Origin of the sequence: Fibrisoma montanum (assembly GCF_003583365.1) — a bacterium.
Lineage (GTDB): Bacteria > Bacteroidota > Bacteroidia > Cytophagales > Spirosomataceae > Fibrisoma > Fibrisoma montanum.
In genome coordinates, this window is sequence record NZ_QXED01000003.1 from 838749 (window position 1) to 862934 (window position 24186).

Below are 24186 nucleotides of genomic sequence, written 5' to 3' on the forward strand. Positions count from 1 at the left end.
CCGTTGATTATGATGAATGCGCGCATTCGCGAACTGGCCCAGACGCTCTGGGATTATCACCACGTGAACCATACGCTCCGGAAAGCCGATGTAATTCTGGTGCTGTGCAGTCATGACACCCGGGTAGCCGAACGCGGAGCCCAGCTGTTTCTGGAGGGCTGGGCACCCCTGCTCATGTTTTCGGGTGGGCTCGGGGTCATTACCCGCTCGATGTGGACCGAACCCGAAGCCGATCTGTTTGCCCGTATTGCCGTGGAAATGGGCGTTCCGGCGGAGCATATCCTGATTGAGAACCAATCGGCCAACACCGGCCAGAACGTCTTGTTCACCCGGCAGCTACTGGCCGAAAAAGGACTCGACCCAGAAACGTTCATTGTTGTACAGAAGCCGTACATGGAGCGCCGGAGCTACGCTACGTTCCGGAAGGTATGGCCCGAAAAATTGGTGATCGTCACCTCCCCGCAGGACGCCTTCGAGGTCTATCTGAGCCGATACACCAACCCGGAATTGACGCCCGACGACGTGATCAGCATTATGGTCGGGGACTTACAGCGCATCCGGCTGTATCCGGAACGGGGTTTTCAGATTCCGCAGCCCATCCCCGACGACGTCTGGGCCGCCTACGAAGAACTGGTCAAGGCCGGCTACGACCGGCATCTGGCATCTGCCTGACATGAACGCAAAAGAAGCAGGCGGTGATTACTCACCGCCTGCTTCAGACCCATTACACGGCATAGCTTACTTCAGCCGCTTTGCTTTGGCTTCGAACATATTCATCAGCATACCTTTCAGGTTGTCGTCGTCCACTTTGCTGAGGTCCAGCGTAACGTCATAGCCCTGAGCGGTGAAGGCCATTGACAGCTTATCAGCACTTTCGGTGAGCTGAGTTACGGGGATTTTTTCCTGATTTGAGTCGGCAGCGTTCACCAGTTCGCCGGTCAATTTACCGTCCTTCCGAACCAGCTCAGCTACGAGTTTCGCATCACCATTCGGTGTACCGGTTACGGTGATTTCCCATTTGCCGGCAAAGAAATCGTCCGGGGCATGAGCAACGCTGCGGGTTACTACATTCAGCAGCAGAAAGAGCAGAAAGAAGCTTACTTTTTTCATGGAAACAGGGGATTTTGATTGGTTAATTAAGCTGACTTATTACTGTACCTCGACTTATTCGGCATTCGGATTCAGCACGAACTCAGTGCCCATGACCACCATCAGGCTGCCGAGGGGTTCCTTCGGATTGGTGAAAATGACATACACATCGCGTAGTTTCCCATCCAATGGCGTTGACGGCTTGATGGGAATCGTTAACGCCGACGGTTTGAAATCCATTTTATCGCTGGCCTCCAGAAACTGCGATTCGCCGAGTAAAGGGCCGGTTGGACTATCCAGGCGCACTTCGACCTTTCCCCCCTTGGCGTTAAGCTGTGGCTTGGGAGCCGAGGCCATAATCCGCAGCTCACCGACGCCAGTCAGGTCGGCCTGTCTGAGAACCATGTACGCGCCCGACTTGCTCGGAATAGCCAGGTTGTTGCCACCAAACGCCATCTTGTTAACGTTATCGTAGGTATCAAAGCCGTGCACATCCACCCTGGCGTTCCGCAGTACGTAGGTCTGCTCCGACCGCAGCGCCGGCAGACCGTTCGAGCCCCGGTCTTCGTAGGAAGCGCGCAGAATGTACACCCCTTTGCCTTTATCATCGGCCGGAATTTTAGCGGTATAGCTGCCTTGGGTTGGTAGCGAACCTGCAGCGGCCTGGCTCGATACGCTGAGTATATACTTGACCATCTCAGACGCGTCGGTCGTTGAGAGTTGCGGGTGAGCCGACATTGGCGTTTCACCCCACACACCGGCACCACCGGTGATAATTTTCTTGGTCAGGCGCTCCAGCGCGGAGCCATCACCCTTGTATTTCCTGGATACGTCGGCATATGCGGGACCAATCGACTTCTTATTGATGCTGTGGCAGGCTTTGCAGTCGCTGGCTTCGATGAGTTTTTTGCCCGTGGCCAGCAAAGCACCCGCGTCGGCCGAGCGGTGCCCCTGCGCGATGGCTACCTTATCGAATCCTTCCGGCAGATAGTCAATGGTAACCGCTACGCGTTCCGGGTCAATACCCTTGCCTAGTTTGCCATCTTCCTTGTCGCTTACGTTCACGGCGTAACTAAATGGCTTGTTCGGACTGAAAAACGACTTGTTTCCGCCGGGCATGTCCACCGTCAGCACGGGCGATTCGTTGCCAACGGTAATGTCCATCGACTGCGACGAGATACCGCCTTTACCGTCGTTGACCGTGAGCGTTGCCTTGTAGACTCCGGCTTTTGCCAGCGTCAGGGCCGCATCGGGGGTGTTGATGACTTTAGAAAAACCGTTTTTCGACGATAGCTTCCACGAATACGTCAGCGCGTCACCATCGGCATCGGTCGTACCGGCCGCCGTCAGTTTCAGGTTCAGTGGAGCCGAACCGCCCATTTTGTTAGCCGCCACCTGCAGTTGTGGCTTGCGGTTGCCGCCGTTGTATTCAATGCGAATCAGTCGGGCATCGTCATTGGCCGAAAACCAGCCCGATCCATACTCAAGCATGTAGAGGTCGCCATCGGTCGCGAATTCCATGTCCATTGGATTGCTGAATTTGTAGCTGGGCATGAACCGCTCCATCGACTCAAAGTTGCCGTCTTTATCCATCGTAACGGCCATAATCCAGCCACGCATCCAGTCGTACGTCAGCAGTTTACCGTCGTAGTAATTCGGGAAAACGCGGGGGGCTCCGCTGAAGGCATCGGCATAAAATACCGGCCCAGCCATGGCATTCCGGCCACCGGCACCCACCAGCGGAAACTCCGGCGATGCATCATACGGATACCAGATAAATGCCTTCTGCGCCGGGGGTAATACCTTCAGACCCGTATTGTTCGGCGAAGTATTGGTTGGCGCGTTGACATCCCACTTTTCGCCAATCTGGTTGGTGGCAAAGTCAAACTTGTTGTAGGCTTTGTTATCGCCCACGAAGTGCGGCCAGCCGAAGTTACCGGCTTTGCGAGCCTGACCAACCTCATCGTGGCCAGCTGGTCCCCGATTGGGATCGGGTTTGGCGGCATCCGGACCTACTTCGCCCCAATACACATAACCCGTTTTGGGGTCGACCGAAATACGGAATGGGTTCCGGTGGCCCATCGTGTAAATTTCAGGGCGCGTCTGGGGAGTGCTTTTTGCAAAAAGATTTCCTTCAGGAATAGTGTAGGTGCCATCCGGCTGGGGCTTGATTCGGATGATCTTACCGCGCAGATCGTTGGTGTTCGCCGACGATTTCTGAGCGTCCCAGGCACTACGACCTGCCCGCTCGTCGCTCGGGCTGAAGCCGTTGGAGCCGTGCGGATTGGTGTTGTCACCCGTTGACAGGTACAGATTTCCTTGACGGTCCCAGGCAATGGAGCCGCCCGTGTGGCAGCACTCTTCGCGCTGGGTCGGTACGTCCAACATCACCTTTTTAGAATCCATCACCAGCTCATCACCTTTCAGTTCAAAGCGGGCCAGTACGTTTTTCGATTCATTCGGGTCAGAGTAGTACAGGTAAATCCAGTGATTCTGCGCAAAATTGGGGTCTTTGCTGAGGCCCAGCAACCCATCTTCCCCCATCGACTCTTTACCTTCCTTGCTGACGTATTTGATGTTGACCGGCAGCCTGGCAATGGTTTTCAGTTCCTTCGTTCTGGTGTTGTAAAGCCGCACTTCGCCTTTCCGCTGAATGAACAGAATGCGTCCATCGCCGAGTACGCTTAATTCCATTGGCTCGTCCAGTTTCTCGGCCAGTACGACTTTGGCAAATCGGTTCTCTTCGGGCCGGGCTTTGGCGTAGTTCAGCGGTTTGGGCGAATCGCCACCCGTTACGTACTGGATACCGGCCCACAGGTGATTTAAGAACAGGGGTTCAGCAAAGGTCTCGTCGGTATGGCCCATCGCCGTGTAGAACGACCGGCCACCGTCGAACTCCTGATACCAGCTCATCGGGTGAAAATCAGGGTTCTTGCCCCCCTGATAGCTCGTTTCGTCGATGGTCAGAACCGGGGTGATTTTAGACGAAATATTCTTGAAGCTATAAAACTCATCGGTGCGTTCAAACGCATCGGGCATACCTTTGGTGGCCCAATGGTTCTTCAGCTTAACGATAAATTTCCCTTTCTGCACATTACTGGGCGTCATGGGATGGTCCAGGAAGTAGGCCCCAGCCAGTTTGCCATACCAGGGCCATTCGTACTCGGTATCGGTGGCTGCATGGATCCCGACATAGCCACCACCCGCCTGAATAAACCGCTCAAACGCGTTCTGCTGGTCGTCGTTCAGTACATCGCCCGTGGTGTTCAGAAACACAACGGCGTTGTACTTCTTCAGATTAGTTTCGGAAAACAGCGACGCATCTTCGGTGAAATTCACCCCGAACCCTTTCTCCGTCGACATCCTGGAAAGCGCCGTTTTGCCCGCTTCAATCGACTGGTGACGGAACGCAGCCGTTTTGCTGAAGACCAGCAGATTCATTTTGGGTGCCTGGGCAAAGACGGACATCGACCACAGCCAAAGTCCAAGTAATACCCCCGTGGTTTGTAAAGACTTACGTAGCATTGAGCGGATGTAGTTAACCCTTGATGAGCAAAGGTAAAGAAGAAAATTCCCTATTGTCTATTTTTTAGACAATAATTTTTTTACAATTCCATACATTTGTAGTACTACGTTATTGTGGACAATCATTGCCTGTTTCTGACCGAGCCGATAACATAGCAGTTCGAAGTATCAGCAATCTGACGTGAGAGTGTGTAAATTGGCGACCTGATCTACACCCACTTATTTAATACTATGCAGCCACTTAGTGAACGAGACTACATCCAACAGCTTTCGATCGACTGCGTTATCTTTGGCTATCAGGACAAACAACTGAAGGTGTTAAGCCCCAAACTGGATTTCAAAGGAGACTTCTGGGCGTTGCCGGGCGGCTTTATTCATCAGCAGGAAAGCATTCATGAAGCCGCCTTTCGGATTTTAGAAGACCGCACCGGCATCCGGGATATTTATCTGGAACAGTTCAGGGTATTTGGCGATGCCGAACGAAGCAATGTTCAGTTTATGGGCCGGCTGGTCGAGCTGAACCGGGAAAAGTTTGACAGTCACCTGTTCAATCGCAAAGAATTTGAGTGGCTTACCCGCCGGTTTGTGTCGATTGGTTACTACGCCCTGGTGGACATCAACAAGGTGGTGCCCCGAAAAAACGACATTGACGAATCCATCGACTGGTACCCGATCAAGGCGCTGCCCACGATGATTATGGACCATAACGAAATCGTTGAAAAAGCGCTCGAAACGCTGCGGGCCAACCTCGACCAGAAGCTGATCGCTTTTAACCTGCTCCCCGAAACCTTTACCATGAAGGACCTGCAGGAGTTGTACGAAGCCATCTTCGACAAACCGTTTGCCCGCAACAATTTCCAGAAGAAGATGCTGGACCTGAACGTACTGGAACGGCTGGAAAAGAAGTATACCGGCGCGGCCAACAAAGCGCCTTATCTGTACCGTTTCCAGCAACAAGCCCCGCTTCTGGAAGCAGTCTGACAACGTACCCTACGCGCTGGAACAGCTTTAGGTTCTGAACCTGACCAAAAGGCTACACTAAAGCTGTTGTGCACTTACAGGGTCCGTTTCTGATTGGCCAGTTTCTCTTCTTCCAGCTTTCTGACCTGTTCGACGATTTCTTCGGGCGATACGTAGAGCCGGGCGATTTTATCTTTGTAGGCCTGGGGCAGTTCGGCATGATCGAGAATAAACCGTTTGGTAGCAACCAGATAATTGCCAAGGCCCCGTTGCACCGCAAAGTCGTCGGCGACGCGTTCGGCTTTACGCACGTAGCCTGGCGAAAACAGATACCCCAGTCCAAACTGGATCATGCCGATTGTGCTGCGGTTCTCGTAATCCATGATATGCCCCAGCTCATGACCAATCCAGCCGATCATGATCGCATCCGGAATGTGGTGGATAGGAATCGCCGTATGCGTCAGCTTGAACATGGCGCTGATATTGATCTGATACGCCCGCTTCTGCCGGCTACTCAGCAGACTGCCGACCACCGGCTGCGCCTGCATGACCGACGACCGGATTTTCTGCTTAAAAACGAAGCGGATACAGGCTGTTCGTAGCTCGGGATAAAACGACAGCGCAATCAGCACATTTTTCCGGATTACCGACGGAATGTGCTTGTGTTCACCAAACGCGGCCAGCTCGGGCGAAACATCATCGGGTCGGGTACTGCTTTCATCAATCCGCATGACGGCTCACATCGTTGAGTTCATAGGTATACATCTCTTCTTAGTAGGGACACGTATCGCCCCCCTGATTGTTCAAAAATTTGTCTAACCTCCCGATGTAAACGCTACACATTATCCACTAACTTGCTGCGAAGCAAACGTTACTTAAGTAAATAATTTCAGTATTTTTTACTAATACAGCTTGTATTTAAATATGATTTGTTTAACTTTAACCTCACAACACTCACAAAAAGGAACTTATCTACTATAATGTTTACAAAACAGGCATCGTTGCTCTCTGTCCCGCTTACAACAGACGTTTGTGAACAAATACTATCAAACTGGATTGAGGCCGTTTCTACCTTCTACTGGTCGTATCAACAGCTTGTTCAGCGCATCCAGACTCAACCAGCCGACCATCTGTCTCCGGACAATGCCCTTACCGAAGTCGCGTTGGCCATGCAGGATCAACTTACCATCCTGCTTACCGACGTAAGCCAGTCTGACGTACAATCGGGTACGTTTAGTGGCGACGACTACCAGACCCTTGCTCAACACACGGACGAACTCAATCGCCTTACCCAACAGGCTCAAAACCGCTTGTCGTCTGCCGGTCATACCAGACCCTACAACCCTTCTGGTCTCGACTCTACCCCGCGCCTGCACGCCTGAGGCCCTGTTCCGTTCATCCGGCACCGTGCGCGTCCACCGAAGCCCGGCTTATGATCAGGCCGGGCTTCGTGGCTGCTTTCGTCTTTGCGCCGGTCGATATAATCTCTGTGTCGGCAACCGTCCTGAACGGCCCTACTCTATCGAAACAGCGGTCTGCCCTGCATAGCCTGCCAGAACACGAAGGTCGTCACAAGCGCGTACAGCAGCGCGGCAATAACCGTTGCCCGGACGCTTTTCAGAACGTAGAACGACAGCAGCGGCAGAATCTGCAGGGCGTGCATTCCCAGAAAATGAGCGATCCGCAAATCCCCGTAGCGTCGGCTCCAGTTGACCACCGGCAAACCGGGGCTGCCGTCGGCCCCACCGATCGTATGCGTCAGCCGGGATCCCATGCTCAGCCCCTGCATTGAGAACACGATAAACAAAAGCAGCCCCAGCCGAATGCCCCACAGATACGCCCTTGGCAGGTCCGGCAGGTCCTGCTGGAAGAATAGCAGGGCTATGTAGGCCGTCCAGAGCGAGATACCGACGGCCGCTGCGGCCATCAGCCCGTATAACGTAGCGAACAGAGGGGTGCTCACGTTGAAGTGCGACAACTGCCCGCGAGCCGCCTGAAGGGCAATAAACAGGTCCTCAAAGGTGAACAGAACAATCAGTCCCCACGAATACCAGACAACCGCCCGGCTGTTGCCCAGGTACTGCATAAACCAGGCCATCGTCCAGACAAAAATGCCGGTGGCCAGAAAAAACTTCATGGGTTTATACCAGGCATTGATGCCCAGAACCTGCGTATGGGTAAACCGAATGCATACCAGACAAAGCAGCGCAGCCAGCAGGCAGCCGAGTCCGAAGTAATACAGTGGCTCGTTGCTGTGGCGGAGTTGGGTCAGAAAAACCTTCATGGATTTGGCTGAAGTTGACGCTGGTGCTGGGTCATACCGCCCATCACCTGCTGCATGATACGTACCTTTCCCCAGCGCGGCACCGTTCGGAGGGCGTAGACTAGGAGCTTGGTCAGCCAGCCGGGCAGCACCGTGGTTTGTCGTCCTAGAGCCCGCAGAATCGGTACGCCAACCTGCTCGGGCGTAAGCGACATCGTCATGGCCATGTTGGCCCGCTGCTCAAACCCACTCCTGACCGGTCCCGGAGCCGCTGCCAGCACATCGACCCCGTCGGGCTTCAACTCCAGCGCCAGGGCCTCGGCCAGCGACTGCACATAGGCTTTGCTGGCGGCATAATTGGCCGCGTACGGCACCCCCTGGAAAGCCACCATTGAACTCAGCAGAATGATACCACCCCGGTGTTGGGCCGCAAACCGCCTGCCGAAATGGTGCGTCAGCGACAGCACCGCTTCAGCATTCACCCGCAGCAGGTTGATTTCCTCGTCGAGGTTCGACCGGAGAAACAGCCCCGACGTACCGAAGCCCGCAGAGAGTACCAGCAGCCCAACGTCCAGCCCGTCGGTATCGTCGATGAGTTGCTGCACACCGCCCGGCGCCGACACATCGGCGGCTACCATCCGTACGTCAATGCCGTAGGTTTCCCGCAACTGCTGAGCTACCGGTGCCAGTCGCTCGATCTGTCGGGCGTTGATAACCAGCTGCAACCCGGCGTCGGCCAGTAACCGGGCCAGTTCCAGGCCAATGCCCGACGAGGCCCCGGTCACAACAGCCCACGGGCCGTACTGCTGCCGCAGGCGATTCTTTTCGGAAGTTTTGAGTATCATGTTTATAGGGTGTTTATCAGTTAGTGGTTCCTTGAGCTTTTGTCCAGACTTCGCTCCGGCCAAACAAGGCCACACCCACGTAGCCGCGAATGCTCAGGGTACTGGCGTCCTTCAGGGTCATTTTACAGGCGTAAGTTTTGCCTTCGCGGGGGTCATAGATGGTGCCGCCCTCCCAGGTTTCGTCGCCGTCGTGCCGAAAATCGTTGAGGATAACCAGCCCGATCACATCCCGGTTTCGCAGGGCCGGATTCGGATTCTTTTCGTCTTTGGCCGATCCGCCTGTCCCCCAGACAATCTTACCAAAGAATTTGCCGGCCTGCCGGTAGATGAGCAGACGGGAGTCTTTTTTAGGCGAGAGCCATTCGCCGAGAATGGCATCCGGTTTCGTTTGCGCAAAGGCGGTTGCGCTGAACAAGACAAAGAGCAGCGTGGTGAACGTACGCATAATTGATCGATGTTTTAAAATTGAACATTGTTCATTAAAAGGGCAAAAAAATCACAGCTTATCGATTATTTTCAAAAATTCGTCGTACGCCTGCTCCACTATCCCGTCGGCCTCCTGCAGGTTCACGCTTTTCGTCCGTTGTCCGATTTCCAGACTGCACATGCCGTGCACCAGGCTCCAGATCATAAACGTCATCGGTTCGAGCCGGTGCCCGTCGAAATGCCCGGCCTCCATGCATTGCTGCACCGTGGTCTGTAGTACGGTAAAAGCCGCTTTCCCCTCTTTCCACTCCTCGTTTACGGCGTTCAGAAACTCCATGGGGGCTTTGATGCTGAACATCAGTTCATACATATCCGGGTTGTCGTGAGCGAAACGGATGTACACCCGCCCCATAGCCTTGAGCCGTTCCATCGGGTCTGTTACGTTGAAAAGCACTGCAAACTGACCGCCCAGCTCGGCGAACCCCTGCGTATGCAGCGCGTGCAGAATGGCGTTTTTGTCTTTGAAATAGACGTAGACAGTACCGACGCTGTAGTCAATGGCTTCGGCGATGCTCCGGATGGTTGTCTGCTCAATCCCCTTCTGCACAAAGAGCTTTTTGGCTCCCTGCAGAATCAGACTCCGCAACTCCTCCTTTTCTTTCGCTTTTCGTTCAGCGACGCCCATGTCCTTTACGTTTGCCTTATAAATTGAACAACGTTCAAAATTTGTTCCTGATTGCCAAACTTTTTTTTACGCCGACAGAAACGGGCGGAAAAATGGTACGTACCAATTGATAGTGCTAGTAATAGCGGTTCATTTTCTGCTTTATACGGTCTATACCTCATCCTGTAAACCGACTATACCGTTGGCGTCTACCCTTTTCCGGCTTATCGTATGAAACTACCCGTTACCTGTCTGCTGCTGATTATCTATGGGTTGTTCCAGCCCGCATTTGCCCAGACGACCTCATCGTCTCAGGCTACCCAACGCCCTAATTTCGTGCTGATTGTCGGCGACGACCACGATCTGAGTGCAGTTGGCTGCTACGGCAACCGCCAGGTAAAAACGCCCCATCTGGATTACCTGGCCAACGAGGGCGTTCGGTTTACCCGTGCCTATGCTACTACGTCGTCGTGCAGCCCCAGCCGGTCGACCCTGCTGTCGGGGCGGCACAATCACAACAACGGGCAATACGGTCTGGCTCACGCTACGCACCATTTTCGCTCCCACGAAGAGTTGAAAACCATGCCGGCCCTGCTGCACGATGCCGGCTATACCACGGCCCGCATCGGTAAATACCACGTAGCCCCCGCCAGCGCCTACCCCTTCGACAAAGCCCTGAGCGAAGACGGCTCTAACCCGGTGAAGATGGCTGCTCTGTGCGCCGATTTCCTGGAAACCAACCGAAACAAGCCGTTTTTTCTGTACTTCTGCACTACTGATCCGCACCGGGCCGGTTCCAATAAAAACCTGCCGCACGGGGCCAACCCCCACGGCAACAAACCGAATGGTCACGAAGGGGTGACCGAGACGCCGTATGGAATGGATTCGCTGCGGGTACCGTATTTCCTGCCCGACGCCCCCGAAACCAAAGCAGAACTGGCGCAGTACTACCAGTCGGTGTCGCGCATGGACCAGGGCATCGGACGGCTGTTCGATCAACTGAAGGAAAAAGGGCTGTGGGACAACACCATCGTGATTTACCTCTCCGACAATGGCATGCCGGTGCCCGGTGCCAAAACGACACATTACGAGCCGGGTGTGCGGCTGCCGCTCATCGTCCGGAATCCCTACTCGACCCGCAGAAATCAGGTGTGCGACGAACTGGTATCGTGGGTAGACGTAGCGCCGACGCTGCTGGATTTTGCCGGACTCAACCCGCCTGTACTCGCTACATCGAGCCGGTCACAGGGTGGTGGTGAATACGGCGAACGAGGCCCAACGTCGTATTTCCACGGCAAATCCTGGAAACCGTACTTCGACCGTACCGGCGGAACAACCCAGTTCCGGGGTGATACGGTTTTTCTGTCGCATACCTTCCACGAGGTTACGATGTATTACCCCATGCGATCGGTGGTGACCAAACGCTACAAGCTGATCTGGAACATAGCGCACGACCTGCCGTTCCCCTTTGCAGCCGACCTCTGGAGTTCAGCCACCTGGCAGGGTTTTCTGACATCCGGAAAGACGCAGTACGGCCAGCGAAGCAAAGATGCGTACGTGCGTCGCCCGGCGTTTGAACTGTACGATCTCGAAAAAGACCCGCAGGAACGAACAAATCTGGCGGGCAGCAAAGCGCACAAAGCAACGTATGAGACGCTGCTGGCGTCGCTGCGAAACTTTCAGGAGGTTACCAACGACCCCTGGCGCGTGAAGTGGACGCACGAGTAAGCGGTCAGGACGGCGCTACCCGCTGGTCCAGCCAGGTATAGCTTTCCCCCAAAAAAACGGTCACGGTTTCTTCGGTTTCGATGGCCGACAGGGGCAGAAACGCCCCTTTCCAGTCGTCTGTGATCAGCCACCGTCCGGCAGACAGTGTGGGGGCGGCTCGGAAGTTAACAGCGCGCGTGCTGTCGTAGCCGGACAGGTAGAAATACGGTTCGTTGCTCAGCGAATCGGCAATGGCATAACCGGCCCAGATAGCCGCCCGCTCCCGACCGGTTGCATCCCGCAGGGAGTAGTAAACGCCCGTGTCGAAATGATGCGGCCAGACGCGCACCTCACTGCTGCGGCCACTCCATTCGTTCAGCCAGTCGAGCGACGTATTAGCCAGCGTTCGCCATTGCCCCCACGCCCGCAGCCCGGCCGGACGAACGTAGGGCGTATCCGGAGCCACGGGCGGGTCGAGCTGGTAATTCAACGGTTTGATGGCCTGTAGGTCCCAGGCCTGTAACTGGCTTTTCCACCAGGCCAGGGCATCGGCCGGCATCCGGGTTTCGGGCGAAAACGACGCCACGACCGCTTCAGCCTGATCGATGAACGCCAGGGTGAAGGTTTCGGTGTCAATAACCAGCTTTTTTGCCTGCCCGTTGCGGATAAACGGCCGACCTTCCAGCCGTTGCCGGGTGGAATTCCAGCCCATATTCGCGTGGCTGTCGTCGGGTTGTTGATCGAGCAGTTGGGTACCGGTCAGGGCAACGAGCTGAGCTAGACTGTGCAGCACACGGTCGGCCTCATTGATGGTCGCGGGGTTGATGTTCATGGTGGGTGGTCTGGGTTCTGGCGAGGTCCGGTGATTAAGCCACATCCAGCAGCGCCGGATTCGTAATAATAATCTGGTTTCGGTTATACGCCAGCATCCCCGCCTGCCGGTATTCACTGAACAGTTCGCTGACCACCTGTCGGTTGCTGCATATCATCCGAGATATATCCTTGTGCGTCAAGTAGTTGTTGAGAACGTACGGCTGACCAGGTTTGGCATCCTTCTCGACCCACTCTTTCAGAAACAGCCGGAAGCGGGTCCGCACGTCCTTGTACATCAGGTTAATGTATCGGTTTTCGACTTTTCGTAACCGCAGCCCAACCAGTTTGGTGAACCGGATGCCGAGCGTGGGGTTCTGCTGAATGACGCGCTCAAAATCAGATACCAGAAAGCTGCAGAACGTGACGTAGTCCGACAGCACGACGGCGTATTGATTGCTTTCGGCCGGTGTCAGCGTAAATTGCCCAAAGAGATCGTCGGGGCGCAGTATCTCAATGAGTTGTTCATTGCCTTCCTCGTCCAGTTCTACAACCTTCAGAATACCTACTTTTAACGTATACACCCGGTTTTCGTCCTGCGACAGGTTGATTATATCCCCCTTGCGGTGCGAGCGAAAATGACTCAGGTAGCAGATCTCGTTGATGGCGTTGCGCGACAGTTCATCGAAAAGCTGATGATTCTTCAGGTACCAGTATTTAGTTTCGTTTGTCATGGTCTGTGTCAGTTCAGAGGCATAGTATTCAGCGCCACGCTGACTTCATCGGCAATGTCGTGGGCTACGGCCCGTTTGGCCTTTAATCCAAAGCGATGAATGGCCCCGTCGCGGTGCAGTATGGTAACCTGGTTCGTATCGTGCCCAAACGCAGCCCCCTGGTCCCGGAGCGAGTTCAGGACAATCAGGTCCAGGTTCTTGCTGACCAGCTTGGCCCGGGCGTTGGCCAGTTCGTTGTCCGTTTCCAGCGCAAAGCCAACCAGAAACTGATCGTCGCGTTTCTGCCGGCCCAGACTGGCCGCGATGTCGACAGTCCTGACAAGTTCCAGTAGGAACGCTGGTTCCTTCGTCTTGATCTTCCGGTCGGCCACCACTTTAGGCGTGTAATCGGCAACGGCTGCGGCCAGCACGGTAATCGAAGCCGTGGGAAAGTAATCCAGACAGGCCGCGTACATCTCAGCCGCCGACTGCACGCGCACGACGGCAATGGCCGGGTGGCTGGCGGTCTGGCTGGTTGGGCCGCTGACGAGCGTGACCGTAGCCCCGCGCTCGGCCAGTACCTCGGCTACGGCATATCCCATTTTTCCGGTTGACTGGTTACTGATGTACCGCACGGGGTCAATAGCTTCGTGCGTTGGGCCGGCCGTTACCAGGGCGTGAAGACCCGACAAATCGGTGTTGATGGTGGCAAATAGTGGGTTCATTAGCTTGTTGTTTTTGACTAATCGTGTATCAGATTTATTTGTTTCGTTGAATCCGTCGCCAGATTCGGACCACCTCGCTCAGCGTCATGTAGGCCACGCCCCGGCGATGATTCTCGCGGCTGATGTCATACAGCACCCGCCAGTGACTTACCAGTACGTTCCAGGCCTCCCAGATCGAAAAGCCGGGCTGGTAGATATGCGCCGGTTCGGCCCCGGCCCCGTTCAGTTCCATGACCCTGATGTGTCGGCCGGCGTATAAATCAGCCATGCTGCGGGTGCGGAGGTCGTAACGGCCGTAATAGAATCCGTCGATGGGTGCGCTGATGCGGTCGAAAACGCGGGTCAGCCCGGGCGTAATCAGGTGGTTGGCATCCAGAAACGTAGTGCCCTTGCTGTGGTTCCCGATCGGCACCAGCGTAATTACCTCCCCCGGGGCCGGTATCTCATGAAAGCGGTGACCGTACTTGGCCGTCAGGGCGGGCAGTTGCAGAATGGCCCGTTCGTTCTGCATGATCAGTTCTTCAATGCAGTTTTGCCCGTTGCCCCGGATGGTCAGAAACGCCTTCTGCACAATGGACGAAATTACCCCCTGCACCTGGCCCGGAAAACGGTAGTAAAACACCCCCAGTTCGAGCGGTTCGTCGACGTACTCCTGAATCAGGAAATCGACCGGACTGCCCTGGCAATAATTAACCAGGTCTTCCCAATGCTCCAGCTTTTCGACCCGCCAGCCACGCTCACCCACATTGGGTTTGGCAATCAGCGGAAACGTCAGGCCGTGCGCGTCGATCTGCGCAAATACGTCGTTGATGTGGGTATCGGCTGGGACAAACAGCGTCTTTGGCTTGAACTCGTCGCTGATCAGATCCAGAATATCAATTTTCGATTCGCCCAGCAGTCCGCCTGTCTCGATGGACGGGTTGGCCGCCGAAAAGAAAAATAGCGACCGCGCCTTGATCGACAGCCACAGGTGGTAGATGAAAATTGGGAAATAGACCACCGCAAATGGCCAATACTCCCAGTGCCGCAACCGGATGAAGAATGGACTGTTGAACCGGATGCGGGGTAGTAATGCCAGGAGTATCTCCCGGAGGCCGGCGGGCTGACGGACGGACGAACTAAGCGGTTGCATAGACTGATTCATGAATAGACACGTGGCTGAACGTTTGCTGCCCAAAATCTTCGTAAATCATTTCGGTCTGGCCGGGATGCTGCACAACGCTGGTCAGGCTAACCGTAAAAAGCTCGTTGTTGCGGTTCATTCTCAGGGCGTTGGCCTCATCACCGTCTCCGGTAAACTGATGAAACAGCCGAATGTCCCCAACGGCGGGGGTTGGGTGGCTCAGTTGCCAGTCGCGAAACCAGGCTTCACGTCGGTCGATCACGTCGGCTGAGTAAAGCGTCACCGACGACCAGATGTGCGACCGGTTGGGGTCTTTGTCGTGTACGAACAACCGCTGACCCGTCCAGCGCAATTCGGTCAGTCGGTTCCACTGAAGCGAAAGCAGCGTAAACGGCTCGATGCCGGTGAAGTCATACCCATCGACAAACGCCTGAATGGTGGGATACGTGAAGACGTGCAGCGGGACAAGGCCGCGGCTGTGTTGGTAAGGGGGTTGAGGCTGGTGGGGTACAAAGCCGCCGTTGAGCAGACAAACGGTCAGTTCGGCCGATGCAGCGATCCAGGTGCCGTGGCCCTGGGGATCTTTTGGAAACGTAACGGTATGATCACCGATCCGTACCGGCTGCGGCAACTGAGCCGGTGGGCGGATGGCTTTCTCATCGCGGCTGTGCGTCAGGATAAAGCCGTTTGGCGTAAGAGGTATATAGGTTGCGGTACACATGCCAGTCGTAAAGCTGTTGCCTTATCTGCTGCAAGGGCCGTACCACGAGCCCAAAATCAGCTAACCAACTGACAATCAATAATCAATACTCACATTAACCGGCAGCCAGGCCTGAACTAGTTACGAAATATCGTAAACCCTACGAGGGGCCGTAACTAGTACCCGGCGGCCTGACCATCCTTCCGCATCTCAGAAGCGCCCCAAAAGATGCGATTGACCGGGTCCCATTGAATGGCCTGATAGCCACCGAAGAAGTCCGTTTCGGCCAGGCGATGCCCCCGCCGTTGCAGTTCAGTACGTACGTCTTTGCCGATACCGGATTCCAGCGCCAGCCGCCCGCCATCGGTCATAAGGGTGCCGATGGGCTCGCTGCTGCCCGAATGACTGAACCGGGCGGCATCGCCGGCTTCCTGAACGTTCATGCCAAAATCGATCAGGTTGCACAGCACCTGCACGTGGCCCTGCGGCTGCACCGGTCCACCCATAACCCCAAAGCTCAGAAAGGGCTGTCCATCCTTCAGCACGAAACCGGGAATGATGGTCGTGAACGGCCGTTTGCCGGGGGCGTAAACATTCGCGTGGCCGGGCTTCATCGTGAAGCTGGTCCCCCGGTTATGAAACACAAAGCCCAGTCCATCGGGCACCATGCCGCTGCCAAACTCCAGCATGTTGCTCTGTATCAACGACACCATATTGCCCTCCTCGTCGGCCACGCTCAGAAATACCGTGTCGCCGGTTTTCAGGGCGGGATCGCCAGCATCCAGGCGTTCGGCGGCTTTGTTCGGGTCGATCAGCTTCCGGCGCTGGGCTGCGTAGTCTTTCGACAACAGCCAGGTGAGCGGTACGTTGCTGAACTCCGGATCGGCGTAGTAGCGGGCCCGGTCTTCGTACGCCAGCTTTTTGGCTTCGACCAGCAGATGCAGGTACTCGGCGCTGTTGTGGCCCAGCTTTTTGAGGTCGTAGCCTTCCAGCATGTTCAACATTTGCAGAACCGCTACGCCCTGGCCGTTGGGTGGTAACTCGTAGACATCATAGCCACGGTAATTGACCGATACCGGCTCGATCCACGTACTCCGGTGGGCGGCTAAATCGTCCTTTCGCAGCGGCATCCCCGTTCGGCGGGCGTACTGGTCCATAACGTCTGCCAACCGGCCTTTGTAAAAAACATCGCGCCCGCCGGTGGCAATCGCTTCGTAAGTTCCGGCCAGATCGGGATTTTTGACGAGCTGCCCTTCGGCCGGAGACTGACCACCCGGCGAAAATGTCCGTTGAAAGTTGTCAAATTCGCCAATATCGTCCCGACTGGCGACCAGTCGCCGGATCGCCACCTGCCAGGAGTAGGCAATGACCTGCGCCACCGGAACCCCTTCCCTGGCGTAGCGGATGCCGGGGGCCAGTAGCGTGCGCATGGGCAGCTTGCCAAACCGACCGTGGAGCTGAAACCAGCCATCGACGGCCCCCGGCACCGAAACCGACAGCGGACCGTACAACGGAAGCTGGGGGCGGCTGCCCAGTCGCTGCTGCATGGCTTCGTAGGTGAGCCCTCTGGGCGATCGGCCACTGGCGTTGAGGGCGTAGAGCCGACGGTCTTTGGCCGACCAGACCAGGGCGAACAGGTCGCCCCCAATGCCGCAGTTGTTGGGTTCGACCAGGCCGAGCAGGGCATTGGCGGCAATGGCAGCATCAATGGCCGTACCACCCTGCTTCAGTACGTCCAGACCAACCTGCGTAGCCAGCGGATGACTGGTAGCCACCATGCCATGCCGACCCAGTACGGGACTGCGGGTGGCAAAATTGGCCCCGGCGACGCGGTCGCCTTTGCCGGTGTTCTGTCCGTAGAGGTGGGTAACCAGTACGGTCAGGAGTAGAAAAAGTACGGTTGGTCGAGTCATGAACAAAAGCCGCTTACGACGGAGCCGGGGGGACCAGATGCAGCTGGCAGGCCCTCCCCGACCTCATACGCATAAGCGGCTTTGGGGTAATCTCTACTTTACCCAACCGACTCGAATACGGCCCGGCTGGCTACGTCGCGGCTGGCTTCCACGTCCTGCCGGAGGCTCTCTATCTTACTCGTGATCGATGCCAGAGCAATGCGACCCAGCGGGAGCCGAAGGGGTGGCTTTTCCTGGAGGCTCAGCTGCCAGATGGCTTCGGCGGCTTTGGCAGGATCACCTTCCTGCCGACCATGTACCTGGGCCATTCGTTCGCGAAAGGCGCCGGCGGTGGGTTCATAATCAGCCAGCCGTTGCGCTGCCTGCCCGAAGCCAGCACCCGCAAAAGCCGTCCGGAATGGTCCCGGCTCGACAATACTCACCCTGATGCCGAGGGGGGCTACCTCGGCCGCCAGGGCTTCACTGGCCCCTTCCAGCGCAAATTTACTGGCGTTGTACCCCCCGAAGCCCGGAAAAGCCTTGACGCCCCCGTGCGACGATAGCTGGATGATGTGCCCGCTCCGTTGTCGCCGAAACAGGGGCAGAAACGCGTTGGTAAGCGCAATAGGCCCAAAGAAATTGGTCTCAAAGATGGTACGCAGCTCCGCATCGGTAGTCTCCTCAATGGCCCCGGCAAAGCCAGAACCGGCGTTGTTGACCAATACATCTATCCGCCCGAAATCACGTTCAACCGCCTGCGCGACCTTTAAAAATTGATCCGGCCGGGTAAGGTCCAGCTGCAACGCCGAGCCCCGACCGGCGTTGGCTGCGGTGAAGTCGGCAACCTGTTCCGGCTGACGAAACGTGCCGATCACCCAATCGCCCTGCTCCATCACCAACTCTGCCAGGGCTTTGCCCAGCCCGCTCGATACGCCCGTGATCACCCAGATTCTTCTGTCCATATTTTGCAATCAGTAAACCAGTTGGGATAATCTTTTAAGCCGCGTAGTACTCACGAATTATTTTGCCATCCTGCCAGTCCTGAATCGCCACCTCGACAAGTTTAACAGGTCCGTTATCCGCATGATCGTAGTCGAGCGACCAGACTAAAAAACTTCGGTTTCCCTTAACAACTTTGCCTACTGCGGTAAAGTCCCGCACCGCTTTTACTTTAGCGAGTAATTCCTCTCCAATTCGTCGGTTTTCAATTTTCCCTTTGTGGGTAACCCCATCAAGGTCTGTTTTTTCAATGTCATTATGATAAAATTCGTCAAATGTCTCCAGGGCTTTACCGGATGCCATCATAGAAATTAATCTATCCAGTTCTGCTGAAATCTGTTGTTCTGTCATGATCAAATTCGATTGGTTGACTAACGACACAAAGTTGTAGCCAATGCATTCCAATGGGTTAGAACAGAACTTACTTTACTCGGTACTTTACGGACATTAATTATTCAGCGTCAACGTTAGGTGGCTGTTCGGGTCCGTGAATGCTCATGCCGCCGTACCGCCACGATTCGTTTTTCTCGGTTTTAATCAATTGATTCAGGCTACCTTCCGCATCAGCGTTTGGTGTAAAATCCTGTTCGGCGGCCTGGGCCATCTGGCTTAGTTTTTTCAGGGCCTGCTGCTTGTCGGATTGGCCTAGTCTGGCTTTTTCTACTGAGGTCCGCAACGTACTGATGGTTTCGTCGTAAACATGAGTCGGCACGGCATACGGGCGTCGGCCTTTGCCGCCGTGGGCAAACGAGAACCGGGCGGGGTCGCTGAACCGCGACGGCGTACCGTGGATAACCTCGCTCACCAGCGCCAGCGATTGCAGCGTACGCGGTCCCATGCCCTGAATCATCAGCAGATTTTCGAAATCGGCCGGGGCCTTTTCCTGAGCCACCCAAAGCATCGCCCCGAGCCGTTTCAGGTCGACGTCTGACGCTTTAACGTCCTTGCGGGTCGGCATGACGAGGTGGTTGGCTTCCCGCAGAATCTTGTTGGGATGCTCCCGAACGATCTGCATCATGGCCTCCTGCGACGGTTTGGCTTCTTTGGCCACCAGATTCAGAATCGTACCTTGCGAAATCCCACAAACGGCCGTGTGCGGTTCCTCCACGAACGATTGCAGCTGCCCCGAATGCCAGTGGTACCGGCGCGCCATGGCCGTATCGCCTTTCATACCCTGCTGAACCACCGACCAGTTGCCCCGGTCGTTGACTACGAAGCTGTGCAGGTAGAGTTGAAACCCATCCTGAACGGCGGTATTATCAACCTTGGCGCTCAGGCGACTGCAATACGCCAGTTGCTGCCCATCCAGCCCGGTTTTGTCGCCCACAGCCAACAGTTCGGTGGGAGTTTGCAGGGACGATTTGCCCTTGCCCCCGCAGACGTACAGACCCAGTTCTTTCGAGCGGGGATTGATGGCCCGCTTGAGGGCTGCCATCACGGCCGTGGTCACGCCCGACGAGTTCCAGTCCATGCCCAGCACCGCGCCGAAGCTCTGAAACCAGAACGGATCGGCCAGTCGGCGCAGAAACGCATCCGAGCCATACTCCTGCAGAATGGCTTCGGTAATACCAAGACTCAGGGCGTTCATGCGGTCTGACAACCACGCGGGAATTGGACCATTGTAGAGCGGCAGATCAGCCGAACCCGATTTTTTCATGGCTTATAACGATTGGCTTGTTTTCCTGACTTGAGTACTCGCCCACAGATACCGACAGGCCAGCGACCGGTAAGGCACCCACGCCTGGGCAATCTGTTCCATGTCGGTCTTCAACGCTTTCCCTTCCGATGTGAGGCCGTATTGCTCACGCATGGCTTTTTTCAGACCGTAGTCGTCGGCCGGGAAGATGTTGGGCCGCTGCAGCGTGAAGAGCAGAACCATGTCGGTAGTCCAGGTTCCTACTCCCGGCACCGACGCCAGTTGCCGGCGAACCGCTTCGTCGGATAATTCCGTCCAGTCAATCTGCGCTCCGCCTTCGTGCCGCCACCACGTTGCTACGGCGCGTAAATGCTGGTACTTTCGCCCAGAAACTTTCAAATCAAGTACGGCCTCTTCCGGCAGGCTCAGGAGTTGTTGCGGGTGCGGGTAACCCCCCGAAAACAGGTCCAGAAAACGCCAGAAGGCGGTGCTTTTGCTACGGTAGTGAATCTGCTGATCGATGATACAACTCAGCAGGTCGTAGTACACATCGCCCGACGAATCGACCGGAGGTGGGGCCGTTGTTTGGATGAGTTGGTACAGGCGTACGTCTTTACTGGTTAAGTAGCTGATTGCTTCCGATACGGTGGTGGGGTGCATAGCTGCCTGGCTTTTACAGCGTTATTGTCTTACAAAAGGGCAACAAGGTGTCTAAACGGATTGTTTATGCAGAAACGCATTAAATTTACTCATTTCTGAGATAAATAAGTATGAAGAATGAGCAGTATAGCGCCGTGCCGGTTGTTGAGCAGTGGGAGCGGTACGTTGCCGAGTGCCTGGCGGCTGGTATCACCCCCGGTTTGCCGCAGTTTGCCAGTTGGTTATTGCGCCAAACAACGGTTATTGATGTACCGCAACGGCAGGAACTGGCGGGAATGGCAGAATACGAGGAAGTCCGTTTGCTGGACAAGATTGGTATGCTGATCTGGCGCATTTCGCGGTTCATGCGGGTTTCGTTCAAGCAGCATTTTGAAGGACATCCGTTACAGAGCATCGACGAGTTTACGCTCCTGTCTGGGGCGCATCATATGCAGGAGCCCACCAAGACCCAGCTGTTCAACTCCGACCTGATGGAGACCACAACGGGTCTGCAAATGCTGGCCCGACTGATCAAGCAGGGGCTGGCTGAAGAAAAACCAGACCCCACCGACCGTCGTCAGAAACGGGTTACGCTGACATCGGCCGGTGAGGAGGTGTATCAGGAAGCGTCGGACCGGATGGACTATATCGGCGACGATTTGTTTCACATCCTGTCGACGGAAGAGCTGGAGGTGCTGGAAGGGCTGTTGCTCCGGCTCAACCGGTATCATACCGAGCGTCTGGGTAAAACGACCCGAAATCAGTAATGGCATTCTTCAATAAAAAGAGATAGCATTCATTACGGAAGGATTCACGGATCAATAAAGGCGTACCTGAACATAATGTCTATCTTTGGTGACTACCAGCACTAAATAGCCGACATTGGGTAATACCTCAGGAAAAACTTATCCTGTTCGTGTCCTGGCGGGGTCTTCGACTTTCGTAGTTTTTCTCTACATCCCGGACCTGTTCAGAATTTTATATAAGCGATAAAAGTCAAGCCTTTTTTGTCATCCCGACGAAGGAGGGATCTTCGGGTAAGGCTAATAACCTCCGGCTACACAAGATCCCTCCTCCGTCGGGATGACAAAAAAGGCACCCTACCTGAAATCATAAAGAGCTTCCCCTTGAGTAAGTCTTAGGCGACTGCCTACTCTTTTATGATCTTAATATTGCTGACATAATACTTTTCCGTCTCTTTATCGCTTCGTCCGTGAGTAAATGACAGGGTATTCAATAACAAACCTGCCGGAATCGCTTTGTTGTACTCAGCTATTTTACGCTGATCAATAAACACCTGCAGGTCTTCTTCCTTTTTTTTGATGGTAACGGTGATCCGGTTGTTCTTTTTGTTGTTGGAAAAACCCGGTGCCGGAAAGTATTTACTGGTGTTCAAATATCCGGGTGTTGACGGAAATTTTGGTTCAATTTCCACTTCACCTTCGCGGCCACTAAAGCCCGGTCGTATGCTGACATTCAAAAACGATTGGGTGTTTTCAGACGATGTTTCTTTTGACAGCCGAATGGCAAGCGGCTTGCCTCCCCAGGTAAAATTTTGGGGTACAACCACATCGTAGCTGATCGTGAAGTTTTGCGGAAGCGGACCTTTTAGTCGTGTAGGAACGAAGGATTCGTTGCCCTTCAGTTCAGCCCAGTTGCCCGGCTCTCCGTCAAGCATGGCAACCAGGCAGGGCTTGCCCTCGGCATTTAGTTTTGAACTCCATCCGTTCGGCTTTTTGCCGACGGGAGTTGTGGAAAAATCGTCAAAAAAGAAAACAGTTTTATCAGCTTTTATTTTTTTGCTCTGCTCGGATTCATCAGTGAAAACAACGGCTTCTTTGTACGTAGGCGAACGCAGCGGTTTGTAGGGCTGGCCTTTCACTTTTTCAGGAGCAAAGAAAAAATTATAGAGGTGACCAAAATTGAAGTTGTTGACGATGGATTCATGAAGATGCTTTTCTACAGGCTGATTTGGCGACCACCACCAGCTTACCAATATCCACTGTGGTTGATCTTTTTTGCAAAGCTCGGCCATTGCCGGATCAACCTTGTAAACCGGCATTCTTCCTGATGTCGATTCGGCATCGGTTATGTAGCCGTTGCTGAAAACATCTCTTTTCGTATCCAGATCGGTTAGTGAGGGCTGGGCATTGACGAGGGCAATTTCGGCCAGGCGGTCTTTGTACTTTTCTTTGAGCCTTTCGAGGTTCGCCAACCGTGTCCTTTGTTTATCATCGAGGATTTTCACGAACGGCTCGGCTCTTTTTTGGTCTCCCTGTTCTCTTTCATACAGCTTTTTCTTTTCGATCTCATACACTCTTGGTATGACTTGTTCCAGCAACCGGAGATATTCGCCCTTTTTTAATTGAATGAACGGTGAACGGTTGTCTTTGCACAACAAAACATAATCGGTTCCACCGCCCGCTTCAAGATTTTTTACCCAAAAGCTGATGTAGGGATTTACATTGCTGTTCGTTGACAGATCGTGAATCTTTTGCTGCGTTTCGTAACCCGGTTCGCTTTCAAAAGAAGGCATGGTGAAATAATACTGCGTAGGACTGCTGATATCGCTGGCTTCCCAACCGGGAACGGCATTTGCCATAATGCTCCAGTTCAGGCCAAGGTTATTTTCAGGCACCATTTTGCCTTTATCGTATTTTAAAAAGGTGTAAATCTTCGCAACGGCACCGTAGCTCTGCGGCAGGGCCGCTTTGTTCTGGTTGTACAGGCCCAGTTTTTCCAAAGCCGTTCTGCGCACATCCCCCAAGCCGCCTTTTGGTATATAGCTGGTCTGTATCCAGTTCGCAAACGTGTCGCAGATAGACAACTGATTGACTGAATAAAGTTTGGCGTCCACCTGTAAAGGCTTTTTAGCACCCTTGAAGTTGTACACCTTCATCCATCCAATCATACTGTCTGCAATGGCAGATGAACGAATGGACTGGCTAAAGGACGACGTCACTGTCGTTCCAATAACAATGAGTAGAATGATGGTCTTCACATTTATTTTAATTGTTCAATTACCAACTAGCTAACCTGATTCTATGTAAGGCTTTTATGGTTGAGTTAGTGGACAAGGAGCCACGGCTACTAATAAGACTGGTCCGACCTACAGTCCCTATGTCAACAGTGGTATCAGCGATATCTTGGTCCGCAATACCAAATTGGGCTTTTCTAAAAAGAAACCTATCCATAAAAAGAGGGATAGTTTATAACGGTAAAAAAAACCGTAAAAAAGGGAGGGAACGTCTCGTTAATGACAACAGATGGTCGAGGTTTCGGCCAATGCTTCACGGATTTTGGTTGGGTTTCCTATTCAGGTTAATAAAAATCAATGTCCCAAATGGCTGTCTGAAGTCTTTGGTAATTTTGTCAATTTGGCCGGTCCACCAACGTTCCTGCGTATCCTGAAATGTAATAATCTAGTCTGTCCCACCGCCTTGCGCACTACGGTTTGCGTGTTGCCGCAG

The 24186-nt window shown here is 54.4% G+C and carries 23 protein-coding genes; 5 read left to right on the forward strand and 18 right to left on the reverse strand.

The features are described from left to right. The first annotated feature begins 9 nt into the window (after positions 1-9). Positions 10-672, forward strand: a complete 663-nt coding sequence (locus DYU11_RS13465; RefSeq protein ID WP_119668180.1) for a YdcF family protein — start codon at positions 10-12, stop codon at positions 670-672. Between the two features lie 66 nt (positions 673-738). Here the strand turns inward: DYU11_RS13465 and DYU11_RS13470 are convergent, their stop codons facing one another. Beyond that, a complete protein-coding gene (locus DYU11_RS13470) occupies positions 739-1110 on the reverse strand; it encodes a hypothetical protein (RefSeq protein WP_119668181.1) in 372 nt (123 codons plus the stop codon). Positions 1111-1164: 54 nt separating this feature from the next. Further along, entirely contained in the window at positions 1165-4557 is a 3393-nt protein-coding gene (locus DYU11_RS13475; RefSeq protein WP_229365824.1) for a ThuA domain-containing protein, read from the reverse strand. 288 nt (positions 4558-4845) lie between these two features. Between DYU11_RS13475 and DYU11_RS13480 the strand changes: the two genes are divergently transcribed. Further along, positions 4846-5595 carry an NUDIX hydrolase gene (locus DYU11_RS13480; protein ID WP_119668183.1) on the forward strand — a complete coding sequence of 250 codons (750 nt, stop codon included), beginning with the start codon at positions 4846-4848 and terminating at the stop codon, positions 5593-5595. Between the two features lie 74 nt (positions 5596-5669). Here DYU11_RS13480 and DYU11_RS13485 read toward each other — a convergent pair whose 3' ends face one another. After that, complete coding sequence (locus tag DYU11_RS13485; protein WP_119668184.1) at positions 5670-6305, reverse strand: hypothetical protein; 636 nt, start codon at positions 6303-6305, stop codon at positions 5670-5672. A 249-nt stretch (positions 6306-6554) separates the two neighbouring features. On the opposite strand from DYU11_RS13485, the gene DYU11_RS13490 reads away from it, so the two are divergent. Further along, positions 6555-6956 carry a hypothetical protein gene (locus DYU11_RS13490; protein WP_119668185.1) on the forward strand — a complete coding sequence of 134 codons (402 nt, stop codon included), beginning with the start codon at positions 6555-6557 and terminating at the stop codon, positions 6954-6956. Positions 6957-7093: 137 nt separating this feature from the next. Here DYU11_RS13490 and DYU11_RS13495 read toward each other — a convergent pair whose 3' ends face one another. The 4 genes from DYU11_RS13495 to DYU11_RS13510 are packed head-to-tail and all read right to left on the reverse strand — an operon-like array spanning position 7094 to position 9793. Then, a complete protein-coding gene (locus tag DYU11_RS13495) occupies positions 7094-7858 on the reverse strand; it encodes a hypothetical protein (protein WP_119668186.1) in 765 nt (254 codons plus the stop codon). Next, on the reverse strand, positions 7855-8682 hold the full coding sequence (locus DYU11_RS13500; RefSeq protein WP_119668187.1) for an SDR family NAD(P)-dependent oxidoreductase: 828 nt from the start codon (positions 8680-8682) through the stop codon (positions 7855-7857). Before DYU11_RS13500 ends, DYU11_RS13495 begins: the two co-directional genes overlap by 4 nt. A 16-nt stretch (positions 8683-8698) precedes the next feature. Beyond that, positions 8699-9127: a DUF2147 domain-containing protein gene (locus DYU11_RS13505; RefSeq protein WP_119668188.1), complete on the reverse strand. Its 429-nt coding sequence runs from the start codon at positions 9125-9127 to the stop codon at positions 8699-8701. Between the two features lie 51 nt (positions 9128-9178). Beyond that, a complete protein-coding gene (locus DYU11_RS13510; protein WP_119668189.1) occupies positions 9179-9793 on the reverse strand; it encodes a TetR/AcrR family transcriptional regulator in 615 nt (204 codons plus the stop codon). 210 nt (positions 9794-10003) lie between these two features. On the opposite strand from DYU11_RS13510, the gene DYU11_RS13515 reads away from it, so the two are divergent. Continuing rightward, complete coding sequence (locus tag DYU11_RS13515) at positions 10004-11500, forward strand: sulfatase family protein (RefSeq protein ID WP_119668190.1); 1497 nt, start codon at positions 10004-10006, stop codon at positions 11498-11500. A gap of 4 nt (positions 11501-11504) precedes the next feature. Here the strand turns inward: DYU11_RS13515 and DYU11_RS13520 are convergent, their stop codons facing one another. The 10 genes from DYU11_RS13520 to DYU11_RS13565 form a co-directional block, all read right to left on the reverse strand. Next, the gene (locus tag DYU11_RS13520) at positions 11505-12311 is read right to left on the reverse strand and encodes a hypothetical protein (RefSeq protein ID WP_119668191.1); all 807 of its coding nucleotides are present in this window, start codon (positions 12309-12311) and stop codon (positions 11505-11507) included. A 34-nt stretch (positions 12312-12345) separates the two neighbouring features. Further along, the gene (locus DYU11_RS13525) at positions 12346-13023 is read right to left on the reverse strand and encodes a Crp/Fnr family transcriptional regulator (RefSeq protein ID WP_119668192.1); all 678 of its coding nucleotides are present in this window, start codon (positions 13021-13023) and stop codon (positions 12346-12348) included. Between the two features lie 8 nt (positions 13024-13031). Then, entirely contained in the window at positions 13032-13727 is a 696-nt protein-coding gene (locus DYU11_RS13530; RefSeq protein WP_119668193.1) for a phosphopantothenoylcysteine decarboxylase domain-containing protein, read from the reverse strand. A 34-nt stretch (positions 13728-13761) separates the two neighbouring features. Next, on the reverse strand, positions 13762-14859 hold the full coding sequence (locus DYU11_RS13535) for an ATP-grasp domain-containing protein (RefSeq protein ID WP_229365819.1): 1098 nt from the start codon (positions 14857-14859) through the stop codon (positions 13762-13764). Next, positions 14846-15571 (reverse strand): NRDE family protein, encoded by a 726-nt coding sequence (locus tag DYU11_RS13540; protein ID WP_119668195.1) that lies wholly within the window; start codon positions 15569-15571, stop codon positions 14846-14848. Before DYU11_RS13540 ends, DYU11_RS13535 begins: the two co-directional genes overlap by 14 nt. A gap of 155 nt (positions 15572-15726) precedes the next feature. Beyond that, complete coding sequence (gene ggt / locus DYU11_RS13545) at positions 15727-17463, reverse strand: gamma-glutamyltransferase (protein WP_119668196.1); 1737 nt, start codon at positions 17461-17463, stop codon at positions 15727-15729. Positions 17464-17561: 98 nt separating this feature from the next. Beyond that, entirely contained in the window at positions 17562-18404 is an 843-nt protein-coding gene (locus DYU11_RS13550; RefSeq protein ID WP_119668197.1) for an oxidoreductase, read from the reverse strand. A gap of 34 nt (positions 18405-18438) precedes the next feature. After that, positions 18439-18792, reverse strand: a complete 354-nt coding sequence (locus DYU11_RS13555) for a SnoaL-like domain-containing protein (protein WP_119668198.1) — start codon at positions 18790-18792, stop codon at positions 18439-18441. A gap of 100 nt (positions 18793-18892) precedes the next feature. Further along, positions 18893-20098, reverse strand: coding sequence for a DUF763 domain-containing protein (locus DYU11_RS13560; RefSeq protein WP_119668199.1), 1206 nt, complete (start codon positions 20096-20098; stop codon positions 18893-18895). A gap of 3 nt (positions 20099-20101) precedes the next feature. Continuing rightward, a complete protein-coding gene (locus DYU11_RS13565) occupies positions 20102-20737 on the reverse strand; it encodes a DNA-3-methyladenine glycosylase family protein (RefSeq protein WP_119668200.1) in 636 nt (211 codons plus the stop codon). A gap of 110 nt (positions 20738-20847) precedes the next feature. Here DYU11_RS13565 and DYU11_RS13570 point away from each other — a divergent pair, with 110 nt between their 5' ends. Next, on the forward strand, positions 20848-21483 hold the full coding sequence (locus tag DYU11_RS13570) for a MarR family winged helix-turn-helix transcriptional regulator (protein WP_119668201.1): 636 nt from the start codon (positions 20848-20850) through the stop codon (positions 21481-21483). Between the two features lie 383 nt (positions 21484-21866). On the opposite strand, the gene DYU11_RS13575 is transcribed toward DYU11_RS13570, so the two are convergent. Continuing rightward, complete coding sequence (locus tag DYU11_RS13575; RefSeq protein WP_147367936.1) at positions 21867-23717, reverse strand: hypothetical protein; 1851 nt, start codon at positions 23715-23717, stop codon at positions 21867-21869. Positions 23718-24186: the final 469 nt, after the last annotated feature.